At 71.7% G+C, this 23,932-nt stretch carries 19 protein-coding genes; 3 read left to right on the top strand and 16 right to left on the bottom strand.

The annotated features are described in order from the left end of the window. Window positions 1–76 precede the first annotated feature (76 nt). Window positions 77–1,582 carry a peptide MFS transporter gene (locus ACFY7E_RS01465; RefSeq protein WP_389479522.1) on the top strand — a complete coding sequence of 502 codons (1,506 nt, stop codon included), beginning with the start codon at window positions 77–79 and terminating at the stop codon, window positions 1,580–1,582. A 37-nt stretch (window positions 1,583–1,619) separates the two neighbouring features. After that, complete coding sequence (locus ACFY7E_RS01460; RefSeq protein ID WP_389479520.1) at window positions 1,620–3,620, top strand: CocE/NonD family hydrolase; 2,001 nt, start codon at window positions 1,620–1,622, stop codon at window positions 3,618–3,620. Between the two features lie 30 nt (window positions 3,621–3,650). On the opposite strand, the gene ACFY7E_RS01455 is transcribed toward ACFY7E_RS01460, so the two are convergent. Beyond that, window positions 3,651–5,003, bottom strand: coding sequence for a peptidase (locus ACFY7E_RS01455; protein ID WP_389479518.1), 1,353 nt, complete (start codon window positions 5,001–5,003; stop codon window positions 3,651–3,653). Window positions 5,004–5,290: 287 nt separating this feature from the next. On the opposite strand from ACFY7E_RS01455, the gene fahA reads away from it, so the two are divergent. Continuing rightward, window positions 5,291–6,517 (top strand): fumarylacetoacetase, encoded by a 1,227-nt coding sequence (gene fahA, locus ACFY7E_RS01450; RefSeq protein WP_389479516.1) that lies wholly within the window; start codon window positions 5,291–5,293, stop codon window positions 6,515–6,517. A gap of 3 nt (window positions 6,518–6,520) precedes the next feature. On the opposite strand, the gene ACFY7E_RS01445 is transcribed toward fahA, so the two are convergent. From ACFY7E_RS01445 to ACFY7E_RS01375, 15 genes are all read right to left on the bottom strand, one after another. Next, a complete protein-coding gene (locus tag ACFY7E_RS01445) occupies window positions 6,521–7,345 on the bottom strand; it encodes a carbohydrate-binding protein (protein ID WP_389479513.1) in 825 nt (274 codons plus the stop codon). Between the two features lie 43 nt (window positions 7,346–7,388). Next, window positions 7,389–8,318: an AraC family transcriptional regulator gene (locus ACFY7E_RS01440; RefSeq protein WP_389479511.1), complete on the bottom strand. Its 930-nt coding sequence runs from the start codon at window positions 8,316–8,318 to the stop codon at window positions 7,389–7,391. A 134-nt stretch (window positions 8,319–8,452) separates the two neighbouring features. Next, a complete protein-coding gene (nuoN, locus tag ACFY7E_RS01435; protein ID WP_389479509.1) occupies window positions 8,453–10,114 on the bottom strand; it encodes an NADH-quinone oxidoreductase subunit NuoN in 1,662 nt (553 codons plus the stop codon). Beyond that, window positions 10,111–11,712, bottom strand: coding sequence for an NADH-quinone oxidoreductase subunit M (locus ACFY7E_RS01430; protein WP_389479506.1), 1,602 nt, complete (start codon window positions 11,710–11,712; stop codon window positions 10,111–10,113). Before ACFY7E_RS01430 ends, nuoN begins: the two co-directional genes overlap by 4 nt. A 5-nt stretch (window positions 11,713–11,717) precedes the next feature. Continuing rightward, the gene (nuoL, locus tag ACFY7E_RS01425; protein ID WP_389479503.1) at window positions 11,718–13,655 is read right to left on the bottom strand and encodes an NADH-quinone oxidoreductase subunit L; all 1,938 of its coding nucleotides are present in this window, start codon (window positions 13,653–13,655) and stop codon (window positions 11,718–11,720) included. A 10-nt stretch (window positions 13,656–13,665) separates the two neighbouring features. Then, the gene (nuoK, locus tag ACFY7E_RS01420) at window positions 13,666–13,965 is read right to left on the bottom strand and encodes an NADH-quinone oxidoreductase subunit NuoK (protein ID WP_030693539.1); all 300 of its coding nucleotides are present in this window, start codon (window positions 13,963–13,965) and stop codon (window positions 13,666–13,668) included. Then, window positions 13,962–14,810: an NADH-quinone oxidoreductase subunit J gene (locus ACFY7E_RS01415; protein WP_389479500.1), complete on the bottom strand. Its 849-nt coding sequence runs from the start codon at window positions 14,808–14,810 to the stop codon at window positions 13,962–13,964. The genes nuoK and ACFY7E_RS01415 overlap by 4 nt, the downstream gene beginning before the upstream one ends. After that, window positions 14,807–15,406, bottom strand: a complete 600-nt coding sequence (nuoI, locus tag ACFY7E_RS01410; protein ID WP_389479497.1) for an NADH-quinone oxidoreductase subunit NuoI — start codon at window positions 15,404–15,406, stop codon at window positions 14,807–14,809. Before nuoI ends, ACFY7E_RS01415 begins: the two co-directional genes overlap by 4 nt. Further along, the gene (gene nuoH / locus ACFY7E_RS01405) at window positions 15,381–16,742 is read right to left on the bottom strand and encodes an NADH-quinone oxidoreductase subunit NuoH (RefSeq protein WP_389479495.1); all 1,362 of its coding nucleotides are present in this window, start codon (window positions 16,740–16,742) and stop codon (window positions 15,381–15,383) included. The genes nuoI and nuoH overlap by 26 nt, the downstream gene beginning before the upstream one ends. Then, window positions 16,739–19,237: an NADH-quinone oxidoreductase subunit G gene (locus ACFY7E_RS01400; protein ID WP_389479493.1), complete on the bottom strand. Its 2,499-nt coding sequence runs from the start codon at window positions 19,235–19,237 to the stop codon at window positions 16,739–16,741. Before ACFY7E_RS01400 ends, nuoH begins: the two co-directional genes overlap by 4 nt. Beyond that, window positions 19,234–20,583: an NADH-quinone oxidoreductase subunit NuoF gene (gene nuoF, locus ACFY7E_RS01395; RefSeq protein ID WP_389479490.1), complete on the bottom strand. Its 1,350-nt coding sequence runs from the start codon at window positions 20,581–20,583 to the stop codon at window positions 19,234–19,236. The genes ACFY7E_RS01400 and nuoF overlap by 4 nt, the downstream gene beginning before the upstream one ends. Then, window positions 20,583–21,323 carry an NADH-quinone oxidoreductase subunit NuoE gene (gene nuoE / locus ACFY7E_RS01390; RefSeq protein ID WP_389479488.1) on the bottom strand — a complete coding sequence of 247 codons (741 nt, stop codon included), beginning with the start codon at window positions 21,321–21,323 and terminating at the stop codon, window positions 20,583–20,585. Before nuoE ends, nuoF begins: the two co-directional genes overlap by 1 nt. Further along, window positions 21,320–22,642, bottom strand: a complete 1,323-nt coding sequence (locus tag ACFY7E_RS01385; protein WP_389479486.1) for an NADH-quinone oxidoreductase subunit D — start codon at window positions 22,640–22,642, stop codon at window positions 21,320–21,322. Before ACFY7E_RS01385 ends, nuoE begins: the two co-directional genes overlap by 4 nt. Then, window positions 22,639–23,370, bottom strand: coding sequence for an NADH-quinone oxidoreductase subunit C (locus tag ACFY7E_RS01380; RefSeq protein ID WP_389479483.1), 732 nt, complete (start codon window positions 23,368–23,370; stop codon window positions 22,639–22,641). The genes ACFY7E_RS01385 and ACFY7E_RS01380 overlap by 4 nt, the downstream gene beginning before the upstream one ends. Continuing rightward, window positions 23,367–23,921, bottom strand: coding sequence for a NuoB/complex I 20 kDa subunit family protein (locus ACFY7E_RS01375; protein WP_383435987.1), 555 nt, complete (start codon window positions 23,919–23,921; stop codon window positions 23,367–23,369). Before ACFY7E_RS01375 ends, ACFY7E_RS01380 begins: the two co-directional genes overlap by 4 nt. Window positions 23,922–23,932 lie beyond the last annotated feature (11 nt).

Below are 23,932 nucleotides of genomic sequence, written 5' to 3'. Positions count from 1 at the left end.
CTTTCGATCACCGTGGGCGCCTTCCCGTCACCCCCGGTATGTTCGTGATCAGCCGATACCACCAGGAGTAGGCGCTTTGTCCCGAACGAACATCGACACCGATCCGGACGGCGAGCTGCCCCCGCCGGAGGACGACCGCGCCTTCCTCGGGCACCCGAGGGGCCTGCTGACCCTCTCGGGCCTGGAGGTCTGGGAGCGGTTCTCGTTCCTCGGCATGCAGGCGATCCTCGTCCTCTACTTCGCCGCCGCCGTCTCCGAGGGCGGACTCGGCATGGCCCCGGGCACCGCCGCCTCGGTCTCCGCCGCCTACGGCACGCTGGTCTACCTGGTCTCGGTGGCCGGCGGCTGGCTCGCGGACCGCGTCCTCGGCTCGTACCGCGCGGTCCTGTGGGGCGGGATCCTGATCGCCTGCGGCCACTACGCCATGGCGGTCCCCACGGCCGCGATGACCTGGGTGGGCCTGGGCCTGATCAGCGCCGGGACCGGCCTGCTGAAGCCGAACGTGGCGACCATGGTCGGCAAGCTCTACCGCACGGACGACGACCGCCGCGACGCCGGTTTCGCCCTCTACTACATGGCGATCAACATCGGCGCCTTCGCCGGTCCGCTGATCACCGGCTGGCTCGCCGACCACCGGGGCTACCACTGGGGCTTCTCGGCCGCCGCGATCGGCATGACCCTCGGCCTGGTCCAGTACGTGGCGGGCCGGCGTCACCTGGCCGGACGCAGGCACGCCGCCGAGTTCGCGCTCGCCCCCGACGCCATGCGCCGGGCGGTCCGGCTGATGGTCGCCGGCGCGGTCGCGGTGGCCGTCGTCGCCACGGTCCTGGCCCTGGTCGGGTGGCTGACGATCGACCGGTTCGTGGACGTCCTGACGCTGATCTCGGTGGTCGCGCCGGTCGTCTACTTCTGGGTGATGTTCACCAGCCCCCGGGTCACCCTCGAGGAGCGCGGCCGGCTGCGGCCGTACGCGGTGCTCTTCCTGGCCTCGGTGGTGTTCAACTTCATCCTCTTCCAGGCGTACTCGACGATGATCCTGCTGGCCTCCACCAACGCCCGCACCACGATCCTCGGCTTCGACTTCCCGGCGAGCTGGTACGCCTCCGCCCTCGGCGCCTTCGAGGTGGCCCTGGCGCCCGTGGTGGCCGCCGTCTGGTCCCGGATGGGCCACCGGCAGCCGCACGTCTCGAACAAGATCGCGTTCGGGGTGGTGCTGGGCGGCCTGTCGTTCCTCCTGATGGTCCTGCCGACCTCCGGGCACGCCGACGACACCTACCGGATGGCCGCCTGGTGGATCGTCGGCTCGTACCTGCTGCTCGGCCTCGGCGACGTGCTCCTGGAGACCTCCGGGATGTCCGCCACCAGCAAGCTCGCCCCGAAGGCCTTCTCCAGCCAGACGATGTCGCTCTGGTTCCTCTCCCTCGCGCTGGCCAACGGGATCCAGGCCCAGACCGTGAAGCTCTACGACGACGTCTCCAAGCCCGTGTACTTCGGGGTGAACGGCGCGGTGGCCGTCGCCGTCGGCCTCGTCGTGATCGCCCTGGCGCCCTGGCTGCGCCGCACCATGCACCCCGTCCACTGAGCGCCGCGCCCGCCTTTTCCGTCCCCGAGGTGACCCGATGCCGAAGATCCGCACCGACTTCCCGTACGAGACCCGCCGCGAGGACGTCCGGATTCCGCTCCCCGACGGAACCCTGCTCTACGCGCGCGTGTGGCGGCCGGTCACCGAGGAGCCCGTACCGGCCCTCCTGGAGTACCTGCCGTACCGCCTGACCGACTGGACCGCGCCGCGCGACCAGCAGCGCCACCCCTGGTACGCGGGCCACGGCTACGCCTCCGTGCGGGTGGACGTGCGCGGCCACGGCAACAGCGAGGGGCTGCCGGGCGACGAGTACGACGCGACCGAGCTGGCGGACGGCGTGGCCGTGGTGCACTGGCTGGCCGGGCAGCCCTGGTGCACGGGACGGGTCGGCATGTTCGGCATCTCCTGGGGCGGCTTCAACTCGCTCCAGATCGCCGCCCTCGCCCCCGAGCCCCTGAAGGCCGTCGTCACCGTCTGCTCCACCGACGACCGCTACGACAACGACGTGCACTACATGGGCGGCTCGGTCCTCGGCGTCGACATGCACGCCTGGGGCGCCACCGTGCTCGCCTTCGCCTCCCGGCCGCCGGACCCGGAGTACGCGGGCGAGGAGTGGCGGTCGATGTGGCTGCGGCGCCTGGAGGCCGTGGAGCCCCTCGTCGACACCTGGCTCTCCCACCAGACCCGGGACGCGTACTGGAGGCACGGCAGCGTCTGCGAGGACTACGGGGCGATCGGGGCCGCCGTCCTCGCCGTGGGCGGCTGGCACGACCCGTACCGGGACACCGTCCTGCGGCTCGTCGAGCACCTCCCGGCGGACCGGGTGCGCGGGATCGTCGGGCCCTGGTCGCACCAGTACCCGGACCGGGGGCTGCCGCCGGGGCCCGCGATCGGCTTCCTCCAGGAGACCCTGCGCTGGTGGGACCACCACCTCAAGGGGGCCGCGAACGGCGTGATGGACGAGCCCCTGCTGCGGTCCTGGATCAGCGACTCGCACCCGCCGGCCACCGTCTACGAGGAGCTGCCGGGCCGCTGGGTCGCCGACCCCGCCTGGCCCTCCCCGCACGTCACCCCCGTCACGTACGGCTTCCAGGGCTCCCCGGTCGTCGTCGACTCGCCCCAGCAGACCGGGATCGACGCGGGCCGCTTCTTCCCCTTCGGCAACGACGCCGACCTGCCGCCCGACCAGCGCGAGGAGGACGCCCACTCGGCCTGCTTCGACTTCCCCGTGCCCGAGGACGGCGGCCCCGTCGAGATCCTGGGCCGCCCGTCCGTGCACCTGTCCCTGCGCACGGCCGCCCCCACCGGGCAGGTGATCGCCCGGCTCTGCGACATCGCCCCGGACGGCTCCTCCACCCTCGTCACCCGGGGCGCCCTGAACTTCTCCGCCCGCCACGGCCGCGACCGGGCCGAACCGGCCCTGATCGGGGAGACGGAGGACTTCGCCTTCGAACTGAACGGCATCGGGCACGCCTTCGCGCCCGGCCACCGGGTGCGGCTCGCGGTCTCCTCCACGTACTGGCCGTGGATCTGGCCCCAGCCCGACGCGGCGGGCTTCACGCTCGACCCGGCGGGCTCCTCCCTCACCCTGCCGGTCCGCCGCCGCACCGAGGACGCGGTCGTGTGGGAGGAGCCGGAGCAGGCCGAGCCGCTGGGCGTGGTCCACCCGGCCTCGCCGGAGGAGCGGCGTCCGGAGCGGGTGGTGGTCCGGGACGTGGCCAAGGGCGAGTGGCGCCTGGAGGTGGACCCGAAGTACGGGGGCACGCGCGTGTACCCGGACGGTCTGGAGTTCACCGAGGACGCCCTGGAGACCTACACGATCGAGGAGAGCGGCCCGCTGACCGCCCGCACCCGCTCGGACTGGACGATCCGGCTGCGCCGCCCCGACCGGGGCTGGGACGTCGGCGTGGACACCCGCTCGGAGATCACCTGCGACGCGGATGCCTTCCACACCTGGAACGAGGTGGTGTGCCGGGAGGGCGACGAGGTCGTCTTCCACCGCACCTGGGAGAAGCGGATCCCCCGTACGGCGGGCTGAGCGCGCGTACGGGGGATCCGGGAGCAGCGGTTACGCCTGCGCGCCGGCCTTGCGGCGGCGGGCGACGACCATCGCGCCGGCGCCGAGGGCGACGGCCCCGGCGGCGGCCAGGCCGAGCTGCGGCAGGACGTCGTTCGCGCCGGTGGCGGCGAGGGTGCCGCCGGTCGTCACCGGGGTGGTGGACGAGCCGCCCTGCTGGGTGGTGCCGGTGTTGCCGCCGGTGGTGGTCGCCGGGGCGGGCGTCGAGGTGGAGGGCGACGGGGTCGGGGTCGGGGTCGGGGTGGGGGTGGGGGTCGGCTTGTCGCCCTTGGCGGCGAGGACGTCGAAGTTGGCGTGCCCGCCGTCCAGGCTGATGCCGCAGGTGCCGTCGTTGTTCTCGTACTGGCCGAAGGCGAAGACCGAGCCCCCGCCGGCGGGAGCGTCGGCGTCGACCGTGAGGCGCAGCTTCACGTCGTAGTGGGCGCCCTTGGCGAGCTTCCCGACCTCGATGGTCTCGAACTCCTCGCCGACCGGAGTCCATTCGAGGACGTCCGCCGAGGACCACTCGACGGGGATCGTCCACTTCTCGAAGTCCGTCTCCTCGTCGGTGTCCTCGCCGAGACCGGGATCCCGCAGGGCGTCGGCGTAGACGTCGACGAGGTCCAGGGCCCGGTCGGAGGCGTTGGTGACGCGCATCGAGAAGACGGCGGGCTCTCCGGCGGTGACCCTCTCCGGGCCGCTCAGGTCGATCTGCACGGCCTCGTCCGGCTCGCAGGCCCCCACCATGTCCTCGTGGAACGCCAGCTCCTCCTTGGCGTCGTCGAGCTTCCGGGAGGCCTCCTCCTTCGTCACCTCGGCGCGGTGGAACACCTGCGAGGCGGCGACCGAGGCGTCGGCCAGGTCCTTCGAGGCCAGGCGCAGGACCTCGTCGGCGGCGGCCTTGTCGGCGGCGGCCTTCCCGGCGGTCTCCTTCGCGGTCTCGACGGCCTCGGCGGCGGCCTTCTTCTGCTCGTCGCCGGCGTCGTCGGGAAGGTCCTCCTCGGCCTGCTCCGCCTCGGCGAGCGCCGTGTCGGCGGCGGTCTTGTCGGCGGCGGCCTTCCCGGCCTTCCCCCGGGCCTCGGTGACGGCGGTCCTGAGGGGGTGGTCGGGCTTCTCCAGGGCGTCGACGGCGGTCCTGGCCCTGTCGAGGGCGACGACGGCGTCGTCGTACTCCTTCTGCGCCAGCGCGACCGCGGCCTTGAGCTCGTCGAGCGTCGGCGGCTTGTCGTCCTCGCCCTGCGCGGGCTTCTGCGTCGACGCGGGCGACGGCTTGGTGTCGGCGAACGCCGGCGCGGCGGACAGGAACACGACCGGGGTGGTCACGGCGGCGGCCACGGCGGTCGCGAGAATGCGACGGATCTTCACAGTGCGGGACCTTTTTCCTGGTCAGGGAAGAGTGAGAGAAAGCGGGCGCGCACTCGCGGCTGCTTCACGCGGCGCGATACCACCGTGATCGTAGGGCCGTGAGCACCCTCGCGGGAGCCCGTTTCCGCAGCTCGGGCCGGGCGGGGGAAACCGGTGGACGCCCAAAGGGAACGAACGCGGACAGTTGCCCACGGAGGCCGCGCTTTCCGTGTGATCCATGTCATCAGCGCCCGGCGGCCCGCCCCGTAACGTGTCCCCCACACCCGTGGAAAGCGAGGCAAGCACCGATGTCCGAGCACAGCCCGCTCGACCTGGCCGAGGGCGATCCCTTCGGCCCGCACAACCTCCCGTACGGCGTCTTCTCCACCGCCGAGGAGCCCGACCGGCGCCGGCTCGGCGTCCGGATCGGCGGGTACGTGCTGGACGCGGGGGCCGCGGCGCACGCGCTCGGCTCCCCCTACGCGTCGCTCCTGGCGCAGCCCGGCCTGAACCCGCTGCTCGCCGCCGGGCGTACCGCCTGGCGCGACGTCCGCCGGGCGCTCACCGCCTGGGTGACGGTCCCCGCGCACCGGGCGGAGGTGGAGCCGCTGCTCCACCCGCTGGACGCGGTGACGCTGCACCTGCCGTACGAGGTCGCGGACTACGTCGACTTCTACGCGAGCGAGCACCACGCGACCAACGTGGGCCGGATCTTCCGCCCCGACGGCGACGCGCTCACCCCCAACTGGAAGCACCTGCCGATCGGTTACCACGGGCGCGCGGGCACGGTCGTGGTCTCCGGCACCGACGTCGTGCGCCCCTCGGGGCAGCGCAAGGCGCCCGCCGACCCGGCGCCGGTCTTCGGGCCGTCGGTGAAGCTGGACATCGAGGCGGAGGTCGGCTTCCTCGTCGGCACCCCGTCGGAGCTGGGCCGGCCGGTGCCGCTCGCCGACTTCCGCGAGCACGTCTTCGGCCTGACGCTGCTCAACGACTGGTCGGCGCGGGACGTGCAGGCCTGGGAGTACGTGCCGCTCGGCCCGTTCCTCGGCAAGTCGTTCCAGACGTCGGTCTCGGCGTGGGTGACGCCCCTGGAGGCCCTGGACGCGGCCCGGACCGCCCCGCCCGCGCGGGACCTCCCGCTCCTGCCGTACCTGGACGACGCGGACGAGGAGGAGCCGGGCGGCTTCGACCTGCGGATCTCCGTGGAGATCAACGGCGAGGTGGTGGCCGAGCCGCCGTTCTCCTCGATGTACTGGACGGCGGCCCAGCAGCTCGCCCACATGACGGTGAACGGCGCGTCGCTGCGCACGGGCGACCTGTACGGCTCCGGGACGGTCTCCGGGCCCGAGGTGAACCAGCGCGGTTCGCTCCTGGAGCTCACCTGGAACGGGCGGGACGCGCTCGAACTGTCCGGCGGGAAGCGGACGTTCCTGGAGGACGGCGACGAGGTCGTCCTGACGGCGTGGGCGCCGGGCCCGGACGGCACCCGGGTCGCCCTGGGCGAGGTCCGGGGCCGGATCGCCCCCGCCGTCTGACCGTCAGGCGGTCCGCCAGAGGGAGGGGACGTTCGGCGGCTGCCAGCCGGGCTGGGCGGTGTGCGCCTGGAGGCACACGTAGCTCACCCCGCCGTAGGTGACGACGTCCCCGGCCTTGTAGGCGGTGCCGACCGCCCAGCTGCCCCCCGGCGGCTGGGTGGTCGGGGTGGACGTGGGCGTGGGGCCGGGGTTCTGCGCCACGTTCAGGACGAAGTCGAAGGCGGCCTCGCGCGCGCCGCCCGCGTCCCGCACGGTCATGAGCAGCCGCGGGTCGAAGAGGCTGTCGGTGTTGTTGCGGGGCTCGTTCGGGAAGTACAGCTGCGTGGTGAGGACCGGGCGGCCGGGGGCCTGCGCCTTGACGTGGATGTGCCGGGTGCGGCCGGGGTAGAGGCCGGGCACGATCGTGGTGAGCTTGAAGGAGCCGTCGGCGCCGGTGAACTGGTGGCCGCGGAAGCGGAATCCGGTGTTGTCGTAGGCGCCGTTGGTGTCGGCCTGCCAGAAGTCGAGCAGGACGCCGGATATCGGCCGGCAGGCGAGCCCGAAGACGTACCCGCTGACGGTGAGCCGGACGCCGGGGGTGTTCCCCTCCAGCAGGCTGCTGCGCAGCGGGGAGTTGGGCTTGAAGTACGGCCCCTCCATCTGCGCCGGGGTGGGGTCGTCGCCGTCGTCGCACGTGGGGGTGAGCGCGGGCGCCTCCCCGCCGTCCGTCAGGGTGCGGGCGAGCGCGGGGACGCCCATGAGCACCGCGGGCGCCGCCATGCCGGCCGCGAGCGCGGCCCGCAGGACGGTCTTGCGGCTGACGTGCCCGGTGCTGGTCTCGTGGTCCATGTGCCTGGCTCCTCGGGTGGGGGGGCTGGGATCGGCAACGAACCTAGGGGCCCGCGGCACCGGGTTCGATGGACGGAGCACGGCGGTCGTGGTCTTTTCGGAAGCTGCCGGGGCTGCGGCCGACCTCCCTGCGGAAGAACCGGCAGAAGTAGGCGGCGTCCTCGAACCCGACCCGCGCGGCCACCTGCCGCACGGGCAGCTCGGTGGCGACGAGCAGCCGCTGCGCCTCCCGCACCCGCTCCTGGCGAAGGAGCGCGGCGGGGGTGCGGCCGGTGGCCGCCCGCACCACCTCGGTGAGGTGCCCGGGGGTCACCCCGATCCGCTCGGCGCACTCCCGTACGGAGAGCCCGGCGGTCCCGGCGGTACGGGCGAGCCGCAGGAACTCCTCGGCGAGGCCGCGCGGCGGCGGCAGGTCCCCTCCCCCGCCCCCACCGCCGGGCAGCCGGACGGTCCGTACGAGGAGCACGTGCAGCAGGGACCGCAGCACGCCGGCGAACCCGTCGGCCCCGTGCCGGTACTCCTCGGCCAGGTCGTCCATCAGCCGGGCCGTGCGCTCGTGCGTGGCGGCGTCGAGGTCCACCCAGGGCCGCTCCCCCAGCCGCCGCAGCAGCTCCTCGTCGCCGGGCCCGCCGACCAGGAACTCGGGCGTGAAGAGGGCGAGCGACCCTTCGAGCCCGCGCACGCCCTCCCAGTGGTGCACCTGTCCGGGCAGGATCACCCCGAGCTGCGGCGGCCGCACCTCGTACCGCTCCAGGTCGAGCACGTGCGTCCCGCTGCCCTCGACGACGTGCACGATCTCGTAGAAGGTGTGCCGGTGCGGGTACGCGGCCCGCGACATCGGCCCCATCGCGTCGAACCCCCCGGCGGCGAAGGGCACCTGGTCGGGCAGCCGCAGTTCGAGCCGGTGCACGGGCGGGTCACCGTTCCTCGGCACGGCGCAGGGCGCTCCGGGTAAGACCGTGGTGCCGCGCATGGAACCACCCCTCCACGACTGGTACAGACCATTCGGTGCGGTTTCCACGATGTCACGGCGCCCGGCGGGGGTGAAGTACGCCGAAGGGCCCGGCTCCTGGCGGAGCCGGGCCCTTCGCGCGCGTGCGTCCGGGGTCACCGCACGAACACGCTCGCCTGGTTCGCCAGGTCCAGGAAGTACTGCGGCGCGAGGCCGAGGACCAGGGTGACCGCCACGCCCGCCGTGATGGTGATCGTGGTGAAGGCCGAGGGCACGGCGACCGTGGGGCCGTCCGCCTTCGGCTCGCTGAAGAACATGAGCACGATGACCCGGATGTAGAAGAAGGCAGCGATCGCCGAGGAGATCACGCCGACCACCACGAGGACGCCCGCGCCGCCGTCCGCCGCCGCCTTGAAGACCGCGAACTTGCCGGAGAACCCTGAGGTCAGCGGGATGCCGGCGAAGGCGAGCAGGAAGACCGCGAAGACCGCCGCGACGAGCGGCGAACGGCGTCCCAGACCGGCCCACTTGGAGAGGTGGGTGGCCTCGCCGCTCGCGTCCCTGACCAGGGTGACGACGGCGAAGGCGCCGATCGTGACGAAGGAGTACGCGCCCAGGTAGAAGAGGACGGACGAGATGCCGCTCGGGGTGGCCGCGATGACGCCCGCGAGCAGGAACCCGGCGTGCGCGATGGACGAGTACGCCAGGAGCCGCTTGATGTCGGTCTGGGTGATGGCGATGATCGCGCCGCCCAGCATCGTCACGATGGCGACGCCCCACATGACCGGCCGCCAGTCCCAGGTGAGGCCCGGGAGGACCACGTAGAGCAGGCGGAGCAGCGCGCCGAAGGCGGCGACCTTGGTCGCGGCGGCCATGAAGCCGGTGACCGGGGTCGGGGCGCCCTGGTAGACGTCGGGGGTCCACATGTGGAACGGCACGGCGCCGACCTTGAAGAGGAGCCCCGTGAGGACCATGGCGAAGCCGATGAGGAGCAGCGCGTCGTTCCCCATGGTGTCGGCGAGCGCCGGGTTCACCGAGGTGACCGTCCCGTCGACCACGTCGGCGATCGTGGCGTACGAGACGGAGCCCGCGTAGCCGTAGAGCAGGGCGATCCCGAAGAGCAGGAAGGCCGAGGAGAAGGCGCCGAGCAGGAAGTACTTGACGGCCGCCTCCTGCGACATCAGCCGCTTGCGGCGGGCGACGGCGCACAGCAGGTACAGCGGGAGGGAGAAGACCTCCAGGGCGACGAAGAGCGTCAGGAGGTCGTTGGCGGCCGGGAAGACCAGCATGCCGGCGACGGCGAAGAGGGCGAGCGGGAACACCTCGGTGGTGGTGAACCCGGCCTTGACCGCCGCCTTCTCCTGGTCGCTGCCGGGGACGGCGGCGGCCTCGGCGGCGAAGGAGTCGACCCGGTGGCCGTGGTCGGCCGGGTCGAGGCGGCGCTCGGCGAAGGTGAAGACCGCCACGATCGAGGCGAGGAGGATGGTGCCCTGGAGGAAGAGGGCGGGTCCGTCGACCGCGATGGCGCCCATGGCCGCGATGTGGGCCTTGGTGGAGCCGTACCCGCCGGCCGCCAGGCCGACGACGGCGGCGAAGGAGGCGGCGAGCGCGAGGACGCTCAGGAAGACCTGGGCGACGTAGCGGCCCCGGCGGGGCACGAAGGCCTCGACGAGGACGCTGAGGACCGCGGCGCCGACCACGATGAGCACGGGCGCGAGCTGCGTGTACTCGATGTGGGGCGCCGGGATCTTCTCCAGCGGCTCGGCGGCGGCCGTCCACAGGGTGTGGACGGAGGATGCGACGGCGGGAGTGCTCACTTGGCCGCCTCCACTTCAGGCTGGGGGTCCTTCTGCTGGACGTCGGACATGGTGTGCCGCACCGCCGGGTTCACCACGTCCGTCAGCGGCTTCGGGAAGACCCCGAGGAGGATCAGGAGGGCGATCAGCGGGACGACCACGGCCAGCTCGCGCGGCCGCAGGTCCGGCAGTCTCCGCACCTCCTCCTTCACCGGTCCGGTCATCGTCCGCTGGTACAGGACGAGGGTGTAGAGCGCGGCGAGGACGATGCCGGTGGTGGCGATCACACCGGCCACCGGGTAGCGGGCGAAGGTGCCGACCAGGACCAGGAACTCGCTGACGAACGGCGCGAGTCCGGGCAGCGACAGGGTCGCGAGGCCGCCGATCAGGAAGGTGCCGGCGAGCACCGGGGCGACCTTCTGCACACCGCCGTAGTCGGCGATGAGCCGCGAGCCGCGCCGGGAGATCAGGAACCCGGCGACCAGCATCAGGGCGGCCGTCGAGATGCCGTGGTTGACCATGTAGAGCGTGGCGCCGGACTGGCCCTGGCTGGTCATCGCGAAGATGCCCAGGATGATGAAGCCGAAGTGCGAGATGGACGCGTAGGCGACCAGCCGCTTGATGTCCCGCTGCCCGACGGCGACCAGGGCCCCGTAGACGATGCTGATCAGGGCGAGGACGACGATCATGGGCGTGGCCCACTTCGAGGCCTCGGGGAAGAGCCCGAGGCAGAAGCGGAGCATCGCGAAGGTGCCGACCTTGTCGACGACGGCGGTGATGAGGACGGCGACCGGGGCGGTCGCCTCCCCCATCGCGTTCGGCAGCCAGGTGTGCAGCGGCCACAGCGGCGCCTTCACCGCGAAGGCGAAGAAGAAGCCGAGGAACAGCCAGCGCTCGGTGCTGGTCGCGATCTCCAGGGAGCCGTTGGCCCGCGCCCCGGCGATCTCGGTGAGCGAGAAGTTCCCCGCGACCACGTAGAGCCCGATGACGGCGGCCAGCATGATCAGGCCGCCGACCAGGTTGTAGAGGAGGAACTTGACGGCCGCGTAGGAGCGCTGGGCCGCCGCGTTCTCGTCGGAGCCCGCGTGGGCCCGGTCGCCGAAGCCGCCGATGAGGAAGTACATCGGGATGAGCATGGCTTCGAACAGGATGTAGAAGAGGAAGACGTCGGTGGCCTCGAAGGAGAGGATCACCATCGCCTCGACCATGAGGATCAGGGCGAAGAAGCCCTGCGTCGGCCGCCAGCGCTTGTCGACGCGGTCCTTGGGGTATCCCCTGCTCGAAGAGCTCGGGGAAGGGTCGGCGTCGTGCCAGCCGGCCAGGATCACGAACGGGATCAGCAGCGCGGTGAGCGCGATCAGCGCCACCCCGATGCCGTCCACGCCCAGCTCGTAACGGACGCCGAAGTCCTTGATCCAGGCGTACGACTCGGTCAGCTGGTACCGCTCGCCGCCCGGCTCGAACCGGGCGAAGACGAGTCCGGCGAGGACGAGCGTGGCGAGCGAGACGAGCAGCGCCAGCCACTTGGCGGCGGTGCGGCGGGCGGCGGGCACGGCGGCGGTCAGGATCGCACCGACCGCCGGCACCGCTGCCGTCACCGTAAGGAGCGGGAAAGACATGGGAGTTACACCGCCCTCATCAGCAGGGTCGCGGCGATCAGCACCGCCGTACCTCCGAACATGGAGACCGCGTACGAGCGGGCGTAGCCGTTCTGGAGCTTGCGCAGCCGGCCGGAGAGGCCGCCGACGCCCGCCGCCGTGCCGTTGACGACGCCGTCCACCAGGGAGTGGTCGAGGTAGACGAGCGAGCGGGTGAGGTGCGTGCCGCCCGTGACGAAGACGGCGTGGTTGAGGTCGTCCTGGAGCAGGTCGCGGCGGGCCGCCCGGGTGAGCAGCGAGCCGCGCGGGGCGACCACCGGGACGGGCCGGCGCCCGTACTGGAGGTAGGCCAGGCCGACGCCGATCACCATGACGGCGACGGTGCAGGCGGTGACGGCCGCGGCACCGATCGGCGGGTGGCCGTGCTCGTAGCCGGTGACCGGCTCCAGCCACTCGACGAACCCGGCGAACTCGAAGACCGCGCCTCCGGCGACCGAGCCGACGGCGAGCAGCACCATCGGGATCAGCATGGACTTGGGAGACTCGTGCGGGTGCGGCATGGCCCCCGCGGCGTGCCCGGCGGCCGGTTCTGCGTCGGGCGTCCGGTCCGGGTCGGGCGCCGGCTGCCAGCGCTTCTCGCCGAAGAAGGTCATCAGCATCACGCGGGTCATGTAGTACGCGGTGATGGCCGCGCCGAGCAGGGTGACCGCGCCGAGGATCCAGCCCTCGGCGCCGCCCTTCGCGAAGGCCGCCTCGATGATCTTGTCCTTGGAGAAGAAGCCGGACAGGCCGGGGAAGCCGATGATCGCGAGGTAGCCGAGGCCGAAGGTCACGAAGGTGACCGGCATGTACTTCCGCAGGCCGCCGTACTTCCGCATGTCGACCTCGTCGTTCATGCCGTGCATGACCGAACCGGCGCCGAGGAAGAGCCCGGCCTTGAAGAAGCCGTGCGTCACCAGGTGCATGATCGCGAAGACGTAGCCGATGGGGCCGAGGCCGGCCGCCAGGATCATGTAGCCGATCTGCGACATCGTCGAACCGGCCAGCGCCTTCTTGATGTCGTCCTTGGCGCAACCGACGATCGCACCGAAGAGGAGCGTGACGGCGCCGACGATGGTGACGACGAGCTGCGCGTCCGGCGCGGCGTTGAAGATGTCGGCGGAGCGGACGATCAGGTAGACGCCGGCGGTCACCATCGTGGCCGCGTGGATGAGGGCCGAGACCGGGGTCGGGCCCTCCATCGCGTCCCCGAGCCAGGACTGGAGCGGCACCTGGGCCGACTTGCCGCAGGCCGCGAGGAGCAGCATGAGGCCGATCGCGGTCAGCGTCCCCTGGGAGGCCTGCCCGCTCGCCTCCAGGACCGGCCCGAAGGCGAAGGTCCCGAAGGTGGTGAACATGAGCATGATCGCGATCGAGAGGCCGATGTCACCGACCCGGTTGACCAGGAACGCCTTCTTGGCGGCGGTGGCCGCGCTGGGCTTGTGCTGCCAGAACCCGATCAGGAGGTACGAGGCGAGGCCGACGCCCTCCCAGCCGAAGTACAGGAGCAGGTAGTTGTCGGCGAGGACGAGCAGGAGCATCGCCGCGACGAACAGGTTCAGGTAGCCGAAGAACCGGCGGCGCCGCTCGTCGTGCTCCATGTAGCCGATGGAGTACACGTGGATGAGGGTGCCGACCCCGCTGATCAGCAGGACGAACGTCATGGAGAGCTGGTCGAGCTGGAAGGCCATGTCCGCCTGGAAGCCCTCGACGGGGATCCAGGTGAAGAGCCGCTGGTGCAGGGCCCTCTCCTCGGCGCCCTTGCCGAGCATGTCGGCGAAGAGCGCCAGGCCGATCGCGAAGGAGACGGCCGCGAGGAGCGTGCCGATCCAGTGGCCGGCCCGGTCGAGGCGCCGGCCGCCGCAGAGCAGGACGGCGGCGCCCAGAAGGGGCGCGCCGACGAGCAGAGCGATGAGATTTTCCACGGTCAGCCCCTCACAGCTTCATCAGGCTTGCGTCGTCGACCGAGGCCGAGTGGCGGGCACGGAAGACGGACACGATGATCGCGAGCCCGACGACGACCTCCGCGGCGGCGACGACCATCGTGAAGAAGGCGATGATCTGGCCGTCGAGGTTGCCGTGCATGCGGGAGAAGGTGACGAACGCGAGGTTGCAGGCGTTGAGCATCAGCTCCACGCACATGAAGACCACGATCGCGTTGCGCCGGATCAGGACCCCGGCCGCGCCGATGGTGAACAGCAGGGCGGAGAGGTACAGGTAGTTGACGGGATTCACCGGGTGGCCTCCTCTTCGTCCCGGTCCCGGCCGAGCGCGTCCCCGTCCCGGCCGAGCCGCTCCTCGGAGCGCTGCTCCAGGGCCTTGAGGTCGGCCATGGCCTCGGTGGACACGTCCCGGATCTGGCCCCGCTTGCGCAGGGTGCCCATGACGGTGAGCTCCGCCGGGGTGCCGTCGGGCAGCAGGCCCGCGACGTCCACGGCGTTGTGCCGGGCGTAGACGCCGGGCGCGGGCAGCGGCGGCACGTGCTTCCCCTCCCGCACGCGCTGCTCGGCGAGCTCGCGCTGGGTGCGGGCGCGTTCGGTGCGCTCGCGGTGGGTGAGGACCATCGCGCCGACGGCGGCCGTGATGAGGAGCGCGCCGGTGATCTCGAAGGCGAAGACGTACTTGGTGAAGATGAGGGCGGCGAGGCCCTCGACGTTTCCGCCGCGCGCGCCGTTGGCGGCGCCGAGTCCGGCGAACTCGGTGATCGAGGCGTTCCCGATGCCGGCGGCGAGCAGGATCCCGAAGCCGAGGCCGCAGGCGGCGGCCCACCAGCGCTGGCCCTTGAGGGTCTCCTTCAGGGAGTCCGCGGCCGTGACGCCGACCAGCATGACGACGAAGAGGAAGAGCATCATGATCGCGCCGGTGTAGACGACGATCTGGACGATGCCGAGGAAGTACGCGCCGTTGGCCAGGTAGAAGACCGCCAGAATGATCATGGTTCCGGCGAGGCAGAGCGCGGAGTGGACGGCCCTGCGCATCAGGATCGTGCACAGCGCGCCGATCACGGCGACGGTGCCGAGGACCCAGAACTGGACGGCCTCGCCGGTGGAGGTCGCGTACGCCGCGAGGTGCGCGCTCACGCGTCCACCCCTTCCTCCGCGTCGTCCTTCTCCCCCTTGGAGACGGCGGTCTGGCGGACGGTGCCGGGCGCGGCTCCGGTGACCAGGCCCTGGTAGTAGTCCTGTTCGTCCATGCCGGGGAAGATGGCGTGCGGGGTGTCGACCATCTCCTCCTCCAGGCCGGCGAGGAGCTGCTCCTTGGTGTAGATCAGGTTCGCCCGGGAGGAGTCGGCCAGTTCGAACTCGTTGGTCATCGTCAGCGCCCGCGTGGGGCAGGCCTCGATGCACAGGCCGCACAGGATGCAGCGGGCGTAGTTGATCTGGTAGACGCGGCCGTAGCGCTCGCCGGGCGAGTAGCGCTCCTCGTCCGTGTTGTCCGCGCCCTCCACGTAGATGGCGTCGGCGGGACAGGCCCAGGCGCACAGCTCGCAGCCGACGCACTTCTCCAGGCCGTCGGGGTGACGGTTGAGCTGGTGCCGGCCGTGGAAGCGGGGCGCCGTCGTCTTCTGCTGCTCCGGGTACTGCTCGGTCAGCCGCTTCTTGAACATGGCCTTGAAGGTCACGCCGAAGCCGGCCACCGGATTCTGGAAGTCAGACACCGTCCGTCTCCTTTCCATCACTCGCAGTAGCAGTATCGGGGGCGCCACTGACAACGAGGTCCCGCTCGTGCCGTGACCTGCGCCGGGGCACGGGCGGCAGGGACTGTCCGGGCTTGGGCGGTACGGGGAAGCCGCCGGCCATCGGGTCGAAGGCCCGGTCCTCCTCGGGGGCGGGCGCCGCCGCCTTCGTCTTCCGGTCGCGGAAGAGGTCGACCACGAAGGAGAGGAGGAGCAGGGCGAGCACGGCCCCGGCCACGTACAGGACGATGTTGGTGAACGCGATGTTCTCGTTGCGCAGCGCCCGGACGGTGGCGACCAGCATCAGCCAGACCACGGAGACCGGGATGAGGACCTTCCAGCCGAGCTTCATCAGCTGGTCGTAGCGGACGCGGGGCAGGGTGCCGCGCAGCCAGATGAAGAAGAACAGCAGCAGCTGCACCTTGATCACGAACCAGAGCATCGGCCACCAGCCGTGGTTCGCGCCCTCCCAGAAGGTGGAGACGGGGTACGGGGCCCGCCAGCCGCCCAGGAAGAGGGTCGTCGTCACGGCCGAGACCGTCACCATGTTCACGTACTCGGCGAGCATGAACATCGCGAACTTGATGGACGAGTACTCGGTGTTGAAGCCGCCGACGAGGTCGCCCTCGGACTCCGGCATGTCGAAGGGGGCGCGGTTGGTCTCGCCGACCATGGTGACGACGTAGATGATGAACGAGACCGGCAGCAGGATCACGAACCAGCGGTCCGCCTGCGCCTCGACGATCGCCGAGGTCGACATCGACCCGGAGTAGAGGAAGACGGAGGCGAAGGCCGCGCCCATGGCGATCTCGTAGGAGATCATCTGCGCGCAGGAGCGCAGTCCGCCCAGGAGCGGGTAGGTGGAGCCGGAGGACCAGCCGGCGAGGACGATGCCGTAGATGCCGACGGAGGCGACCGCGAGGACGTACAGCATCGCGATCGGCAGGTCGGTGAGCTGCATCGAGGTGCGGTGGCCGAAGATCGAGACCTCGTTGCCCGCCGGGCCGAAGGGGATCACGGCGATCGCCATGAAGGCGGGGATCGCGGCGACGATCGGGGCGAGGACGTAGACGACCTTGTCGGCCTTCTTGACGATCACGTCCTCCTTGAGCATCAGCTTGATGCCGTCCGCGAGGGACTGGAGGAGGCCCCAGGGCCCGTGCCGGTTGGGGCCGACGCGCAGCTGCATCCAGGCGACGACCTTGCGCTCCCAGACGATGGAGAAGAGCACGGTCACCATCAGGAAGGCGAAGCAGAAGACGGCCTTGACCGCGACGAGCCACCAGGGGTCCGTGCCGAACATGGACAGGTCTTCAGCGGCGAGCGGCACGCTCATGCCTGCACCTCCGTGACGTCGGCGGGGCGGGGGGCCGCCGGGCCGATGCGGACCAGGTCGCCCGGGCGGGCGCCGGTGTCGGAGAGGACGCCGTGCCCGGTCGAGTTCAACGGGAGCCAGACGACGCGGTCGGGCATCTCGGTGACCAGGAGCGGGAGGGCGGTGGACCCGGCCGGGCCGGTGACCTCCAGGACGTCGCCGTCCTCGACGCCGGTGTCGGCGGCGGTGGCGGCGGAGAGCCGGGCGACCGCCGCGTGGCGGGTGCCGGCGAGGGCGGTGTCGCCCTCCTGGAGGCGGCCGAGGTCGAGCAGCATCCGGTGTCCGGCGAGGACGGCCTCGCCGTCGCCGGTGCGGGGCGCGGGCCGGCCGGGTTCGGTGGGCTCGGTGGCCCGCCCGTGGGCCCAGCCGCCGAGCCGGTCCAGCTCGCGCCGTACGGCCCTGAGGTCGGGCAGGCCCAGGTGGGCGTCGAGCGCGTCGGCCAGCATGTGCAGGACGCGGGTGTCGGTCGGGGGCAGCGGCCGGGTCATCTGCTCCGGCTTGAGCGCGGCCTCGAACATCCGGGCCCTGCCCTCCCAGTTGAGGAAGGTGCCGGCCTTCTCGGCGACGGCGGCGACCGGCAGGACGACGTCGGCGCGGTCGGTGACCTCGCCGGGCCGCAGCTCCAGGGAGACCACGAAGGCCGCGTCGAGCGCCTCGCGCGCGCGTGCCGGGTCCGGCAGGTCGGCGACCTCGACGCCGGCGACGAGCAGGGCGGCGAGTTCGCCGGTGGCGGCGGCCTCCAGGATCTGGCCGGTGTCGCGGCCGTAGCGGGTGGGCAGCGCGCGCAGGCCCCAGGCGGCGGCGACCTCCTCGCGGGCGCGGGGGTGGGTCGCGGGCCGGCCGCCGGGGAGCAGCGAGGGCAGCGCGCCCGCCTCGACGGCGCCGCGTTCGCCGGAGCGGCGCGGGATCCAGACGAGCCGGGCGCCGGTGGCGGCGGCGGTGCGCAGGGCGGCGGTGAGCGCGCCGGGCACGCCCGCGAGGCGCTCGCCGACGGCGAGGACGGCGCCCTCCTGCCGGAGGGCCTCGGCGGCGGCGAGTCCGTCGCCGGTGAGGCCGACCCGGGAGGTGAGGGCGTCGAGCCACTCGGTCTCGGTGCCGGGGGCGGCGGGCAGCAGGGTGCCGCCGGCCTTCTCCAGGCCCCGGGTGGCGAAGGGGGCGACGGCGTAGGTCCTCTGGCCGCGCTTGCGCCAGGCCTTGCGGAGCCGCAGGAAGACGCCGGGGGCCTCCTCCTCGGACTCCAGGCCGACGAGGAGCACGGCCGGGGCGGCCTCCAGCGAGGTGTACGTGACGCCCTTGCCGTCCAGGTCCCGGCCGCGTCCGGCGACGGCGGAGGCCAGGAAGTCGGCCTCCTCGCCGGAGTGGATCCGGGCCCGGAAGTCGACGTCGTTGGTGTCGAGGGCGACCCGGGCGAACTTGGCGTACGCGTAGGCGTCCTCGACGGTCAGCCGCCCGCCGGGCAGGACGCCGGTGCGGCCGCGGACGAGGCCGCGGGCGGCGGCCTCCAGGGCCTCGGGCCAGGAGGCGGGCTCCAGCTCACCGGTCGCGGCGTTCCGCACGAGCGGGGTGGTGAGCCGGTCGCGCTGCTGCGCGTACCGGAAGCCGAAGCGGCCCTTGTCGCAGATCCACTCCTCGTTGACCTCCGGGTCCTCGGCGGCGAGCCGCCGCACGACCTTGCCGCGCCGGTGGTCGGTGCGGGTGGCGCAGCCGCCCGCGCACTGCTCGCACACCGACGGCGAGGAGACCAGGTCGAAGGGGCGGGAGCGGAAGCGGTAGGCGGCCGAGGTGAGGGCGCCGACCGGGCAGATCTGGATGGTGTTGCCGGAGAAGTACGACTCGAAGGGGTCGCCCTCGCCGGTGCCGACCTGCTGGAGCGCGCCGCGCTCGATCAGCTCGATCATCGGGTCGCCCGCGACCTGGTTGGAGAAGCGGGTGCAGCGGGCGCAGAGCACGCAGCGCTCGCGGTCGAGGAGGACCTGGGTGGAGATCGGGATCGGCTTCTCGTAGGTGCGCTTGACGCCCTCGAAGCGGGACTCGGCCTGTCCGTGGGACATCGCCTGGTTCTGGAGGGGGCACTCGCCGCCCTTGTCGCAGACGGGGCAGTCGAGCGGGTGGTTGACGAGCAGCAGCTCCATCACGCCGTGCTGGGCCTTCTCGGCGACGGGGCTGGTGAGCTGCGACTTCACCACCATGCCGTCGGTGCACGTGATGGTGCAGGAGGCCATGGGCTTGCGCTGGCCCTCGACCTCGACGATGCACTGGCGGCAGGCGCCGGCGGGGTCGAGGAGCGGGTGGTCGCAGAAGCGCGGGATCTCGATGCCGAGCTGTTCGGCGGCGCGGATGACCAGGGTCCCCTTGGGGACGGAGACCTCGATGCCGTCGATGGTCAGCGTGACGAGGTCCTCCGGCGGCACGGCCGGGCTGCCGCCTCCCGCCGGTCCGGACTCGGTGACGGTCATGCGGTCACCTCCTTGTGGTTGTCCGCCCAGGCGGTCGACCTGGCCGGGTCGAAGGGGCAGCCCTTGCCCGTGATGTGCTGCTCGTACTCCTCGCGGAAGTACTTGAGGGAGGAGAAGATCGGCGAGGCGGCGCCGTCGCCGAGGGCGCAGAACGACTTGCCGTTGATGTTGTCGGCGATGTCGTTGAGCTTGTCCAGGTCGGACATCGCGCCCCTGCCGGCCTCGATGTCGCGCAGGAGCTGGACGAGCCAGTACGTCCCCTCGCGGCACGGGGTGCACTTGCCGCAGGACTCGTGGGCGTAGAACTCGGTCCAGCGGGTGACGGCCCGGACCACGCAGGTGGTCTCGTCGAAGCACTGGAGCGCCTTGGTGCCGAGCATGGAGCCGGCGGCGCCGACGCCCTCGTAGTCGAGGGGCACGTCGAGGTGCTCGTCGGTGAACATCGGGGTGGAGGAGCCGCCGGGGGTCCAGAACTTGAGGCGGTGGCCGGGGCGCATCCCGCCGCTCATGTCGAGGAGCTGGCGCAGGGTGATGCCGAGCGGGGCCTCGTACTGGCCGGGCGAGGCGACGTGCCCGGAGAGCGAGTACAGCGTGAAGCCCGGGGACTTCTCGCTGCCCATGGAGGTGAACCAGTCCTTGCCCTTGTTGAGGATCGCGGGAACGGACGCGATGGACTCGACGTTGTTCACCACGGTGGGGCAGGCGTAGAGGCCGGCGACCGCGGGGAAGGGGGGCCGCAGCCGGGGCTGGCCGCGGCGTCCTTCGAGCGAGTCGAGGAGCGCGGTCTCCTCGCCGCAGATGTACGCGCCGGCGCCGGCGTGCACGGTGAGTTCGAGGTCGAGCCCGCTGCCGAGGATGTCGGTGCCGAGGTAGCCGGCGGCGTAGGCCTCGCGGACGGCCTCGTGGAGGCGGCGCAGGACGGGGACGACCTCGCCGCGCAGATAGATGAAGGCGTGGCTGGAGCGGATCGCGTAACAGGCGATCACGATGCCCTCGACGAGCGAGTGCGGGTTGGCGAAGAGGAGCGGGATGTCCTTGCAGGTGCCGGGCTCGGACTCGTCGGCGTTGACGACGAGGTAGTGCGGCTTGCCGTCGCCCTGCGGGATGAACTGCCACTTCATGCCGGTGGGGAAGCCGGCGCCGCCGCGTCCGCGGAGGCCGGACTCCTTGACGTACGCGATGAGGTCGTCGGGGCTCATCGCGAGGGCCTTGCGGAGCCCCTGGTAGCCGTCGTGGCGCTCGTAGGTCTCCAGGGTCCAGGATTCGGGCTGGTCCCAGAAGGCCGAGAGGACGGGGGCGAGGAGCTTCTCGGGGCTGCTGTTGTTGATCTCGGCTGCCAAGGTCATCACTTCCCCTCCTGACCGGAGGCCTCACCGCGCGGGTGGACGATTCGGTGGTGCGGCTGCTCGCCCTTGGCCAGTCGGAGGCCGACGAGGGAGGCGGGGCCCGCGCCGCCGGTGGCCTCGACGGCGCCGGGGCGCTCGTCGGGGAAGCCGGCGAGGATGCGGGCGGTCTCCTTGAAGGTGCAGAGCGGGGCGCCGCGGGTGGGCTCGACGGTCCGTCCGGCCCGCAGGTCGTCCACCATCTTCTTGGCGGACTCGGGGGTCTGGTTGTCGAAGAACTCCCAGTTGACCATCACGACGGGCGCGAAGTCGCAGGCCGCGTTGCACTCGATGTGTTCGAGGGTGACCTTGCCGTCCTCGGTGGTCTCGCCGTTCCCGACGCCGAGGTGCTCCTTGAGCTCCTCGAAGATGGCGTCGCCGCCCATGACCGCGCAGAGGGTGTTGGTGCAGACGCCGACCTGGTAGTCGCCGGAGGGCTTGCGCCGGTACATGGTGTAGAAGGTGGCGACGGCGGTGACCTCGGCGGTGGTGAGGCCGAGGACGTCGGCGCAGAACGCCATGCCGGTGCGGGTGACGTGGCCCTCCTCCGACTGCACGAGGTGCAGCAGCGGCAGGAGCGCGGAGCGGGAGTCCGGGTAGCGGGCGACGATCGCGCGCGCGTCCTCCTCCAGGCGGGCGCGGACGTCCGGCGGGTAGCCGGGGGCGGGGAGCTGGGGCATGCCCAGGCTGATCTGCTCGGTCATCGGTCGACGCCTCCCATCACGGGGTCGATGGAGGCGACGGCGACGATGACGTCGGCGACCTGGCCGCCCTCGCACATCGCCGCCATGGCCTGGAGGTTGGTGAAGGACGGGTCGCGGAAGTGGACCCGGTAGGGGCGGGTGCCGCCGTCGGAGACGACGTGCGCGCCGAGCTCGCCCTTGGGGGACTCGACGGCCGCGTAGGCCTGGCCGGGCGGGACCCGGAAGCCCTCGGTGACCAGCTTGAAGTGGTGGATCAGGGCCTCCATGGAGGTGCCCATGATCTTCTTGATGTGGTCGAGGGAGTTGCCGAGGCCGTCGGTGCCGAGCGCGAGCTGGGCGGGCCAGGCGATCTTCTTGTCGCCGACCATGACCGGGCCGGGCTCCAGGCGTTCGAGGCACTGCTCGACGATCCGCAGGGACTGGCGCATCTCCTCCAGACGGATCAGGAAGCGCCCGTAGGAGTCGCAGGTGTCGGCGGTGGGGACCTCGAAGTCGTAGTCCTCGTAGCCGCAGTACGGGTCGGTCTTGCGCAGGTCGTGCGGGAGGCCCGCGGAGCGCAGGATCGGTCCGGTGGCGCCGAGCGCCATGCAGCCGGTGAGGTCGAGGTAGCCGACGTCCTGCATGCGGGCCTTGAAGATGGGGTTGCCGGTGGCGAGCTTGTCGTACTCCGGCAGGTTCTTCTTCATGGTCCGCACGAAATCGCGCACGGCGTCGACGGCGCCGGGCGGGAGGTCCTGGGCGAGGCCGCCGGGGCGGATGTACGCGTGGTTCATGCGCAGGCCGGTGATCAGCTCGTACAGGTCCAGGATCATCTCGCGGTCCCGGAAGCCGTAGATCATGATCGTGGTGGCACCGAGCTCCATGCCGCCGGTGGCGATGCAGACCAGGTGCGAGGAGAGCCGGTTGAGCTCCATGAGCAGGACGCGGATCACGCTCGCGCGGTCCGGGATCTGGTCGGTGATCCCGAGGAGCTTCTCCACGCCGAGGCAGTACGCCGTCTCGTTGTAGAACGAGGTGAGGTAGTCCATGCGCGTGACGAAGGTGGTGCCCTGCGTCCAGGTCCGGTATTCGAGGTTCTTCTCGATGCCGGTGTGGAGGTAGCCGATGCCGCAGCGGGCCTCGGTGACGGTCTCGCCGTCGATCTCCAGGATGAGGCGGAGCACTCCGTGGGTGGACGGGTGCTGGGGCCCCATGTTGACGACGATCCGCTCGTCGTCGGCCTTGGCGGCGGACCGGGCGACCTCGTCCCAGTCGCCGCCGGTCACCGTGTAGACGGTGCCTTCGGTGGTCTCGCGGGGAGACGATGCCGAGGTGCTCACGAGTACGACCTCCGCTGGTCCGGAGCCGGGATCTGGGCGCCCTTGTACTCGACGGCGATGCCGCCGAGGGGGTAGTCCTTGCGCTGCGGGTGGCCCTGCCAGTCGTCCGGCATCATGATCCGGGTGAGGGCGGGGTGGCCGTCGAAGACGATGCCGAAGAAGTCGTACGTCTCGCGCTCGTGCCAGTCGTTCGTCGGGTAGACGGCGACGAGGGACGGGATCCTCGGGTCGGTGTCCGGGGCCGAGACCTCCAGCCGGATCATCCGGCCGTGGGTGAGCGAGCGCAGGTGGTAGACGGCGTGCAGCTCGCGGCCCTTGTCGTGCGGGTAGTGGACGCCGGAGACGCCGGTGCAGAGCTCGAAGCGGAGCGCCGGGTCGTCGCGCAGGGTGCGGGCCGTGCGGACCAGGTGCTCGCGCTCGACGTGGAAGGTGAGCTCGCCGCGGTCGACGACCGTCCGCTCGATCGCGTTCCCGGGGAGGAGGCCCTGCTCCTCCAGGGCGCCCTCCAGCTCGTCGGCGACCTCGTCGAACCAGCCGCCGTAGGGCCGGGCGGCCGGGCCGGGGAGCCGGACCGAGCGGACGAGGCCGCCGTAGCCGGAGGTGTCGGCGCCGCTCTGGGCGCCGAACATGCCGCGCTGGACGCGGACCTCCTCGCCGTGGTCCCCGCGCTGGCCCGGCAGGTTCTGCGCGCTGAGGTCCTTCTCTGGGTTGGGTGTCTCGTCGCTCACCGGAGCAGACCCTTCAATTCGATGGTCGGCAGTGCCTTGAGCGCCGCCTGCTCCGCCTCGCGCGCCGCCTCCTCGGCGTTCACGCCGAGCTTGGAGGTCTGGATCTTCTGGTGGAGCTTGAGGATCGCGTCGATCAGCATCTCGGGGCGCGGCGGGCAGCCGGGCAGGTAGATGTCGACCGGCACGATGTGGTCGACGCCCTGGACGATCGCGTAGTTGTTGAACATGCCGCCCGAGGAGGCGCAGACGCCCATGGAGATGACCCACTTGGGGCTGGGCATCTGGTCGTAGACCTGTCGCAGGACGGGCGCCATCTTCTGGCTGACCCGGCCGGCGACGATCATCAGGTCGGCCTGGCGCGGCGAGCCGCGGAAGACCTCCATGCCGAAGCGGGCCAGGTCGTACCGGCCGGCTCCGGTGGTCATCATCTCGATGGCGCAGCAGGCGAGGCCGAAGGTCGCGGGGAAGACGGACGCCTTGCGCACCCAGCCCGCGGCCTGTTCGACCGTCGTCAGCAGAAAGCCGCTCGGGAGTTTCTCTTCGAGTCCCATAGGTGCCCCTC

Source organism: Streptomyces sp. NPDC012825 (assembly GCF_042900925.1).
GTDB lineage: Bacteria > Actinomycetota > Actinomycetes > Streptomycetales > Streptomycetaceae > Streptomyces.
This window is presented reverse-complemented; position numbering and strand designations above follow the sequence as displayed.

Excerpts from the sequence above, each read along its gene's own strand:
- nuoH (WP_389479495.1), bottom strand. The coding sequence starts at position 16,742 with ATGAGCGTGCCGCTCGCCGCTGAAGACCTGTCCATGTTCGGCACGGAC.
- ACFY7E_RS01400 (WP_389479493.1), bottom strand. The coding sequence starts at position 19,237 with ATGACCGTCACCGAGTCCGGACCGGCGGGAGGCGGCAGCCCGGCCGTG.
- ACFY7E_RS01460 (WP_389479520.1), top strand. The coding sequence starts at position 1,620 with ATGCCGAAGATCCGCACCGACTTCCCGTACGAGACCCGCCGCGAGGAC.
- ACFY7E_RS01430 (WP_389479506.1), bottom strand. The coding sequence starts at position 11,712 with ATGTCTTTCCCGCTCCTTACGGTGACGGCAGCGGTGCCGGCGGTCGGT.
- nuoI (WP_389479497.1), bottom strand. The coding sequence starts at position 15,406 with ATGGAAAGGAGACGGACGGTGTCTGACTTCCAGAATCCGGTGGCCGGC.
- nuoF (WP_389479490.1), bottom strand. The coding sequence starts at position 20,583 with ATGACCTTGGCAGCCGAGATCAACAACAGCAGCCCCGAGAAGCTCCTC.
- nuoE (WP_389479488.1), bottom strand. The coding sequence starts at position 21,323 with ATGACCGAGCAGATCAGCCTGGGCATGCCCCAGCTCCCCGCCCCCGGC.
- ACFY7E_RS01445 (WP_389479513.1), bottom strand. The coding sequence starts at position 7,345 with ATGGACCACGAGACCAGCACCGGGCACGTCAGCCGCAAGACCGTCCTG.
- fahA (WP_389479516.1), top strand. The coding sequence starts at position 5,291 with ATGTCCGAGCACAGCCCGCTCGACCTGGCCGAGGGCGATCCCTTCGGC.
- ACFY7E_RS01375 (WP_383435987.1), bottom strand. The coding sequence starts at position 23,921 with ATGGGACTCGAAGAGAAACTCCCGAGCGGCTTTCTGCTGACGACGGTC.
- ACFY7E_RS01440 (WP_389479511.1), bottom strand. The coding sequence starts at position 8,318 with ATGCGCGGCACCACGGTCTTACCCGGAGCGCCCTGCGCCGTGCCGAGG.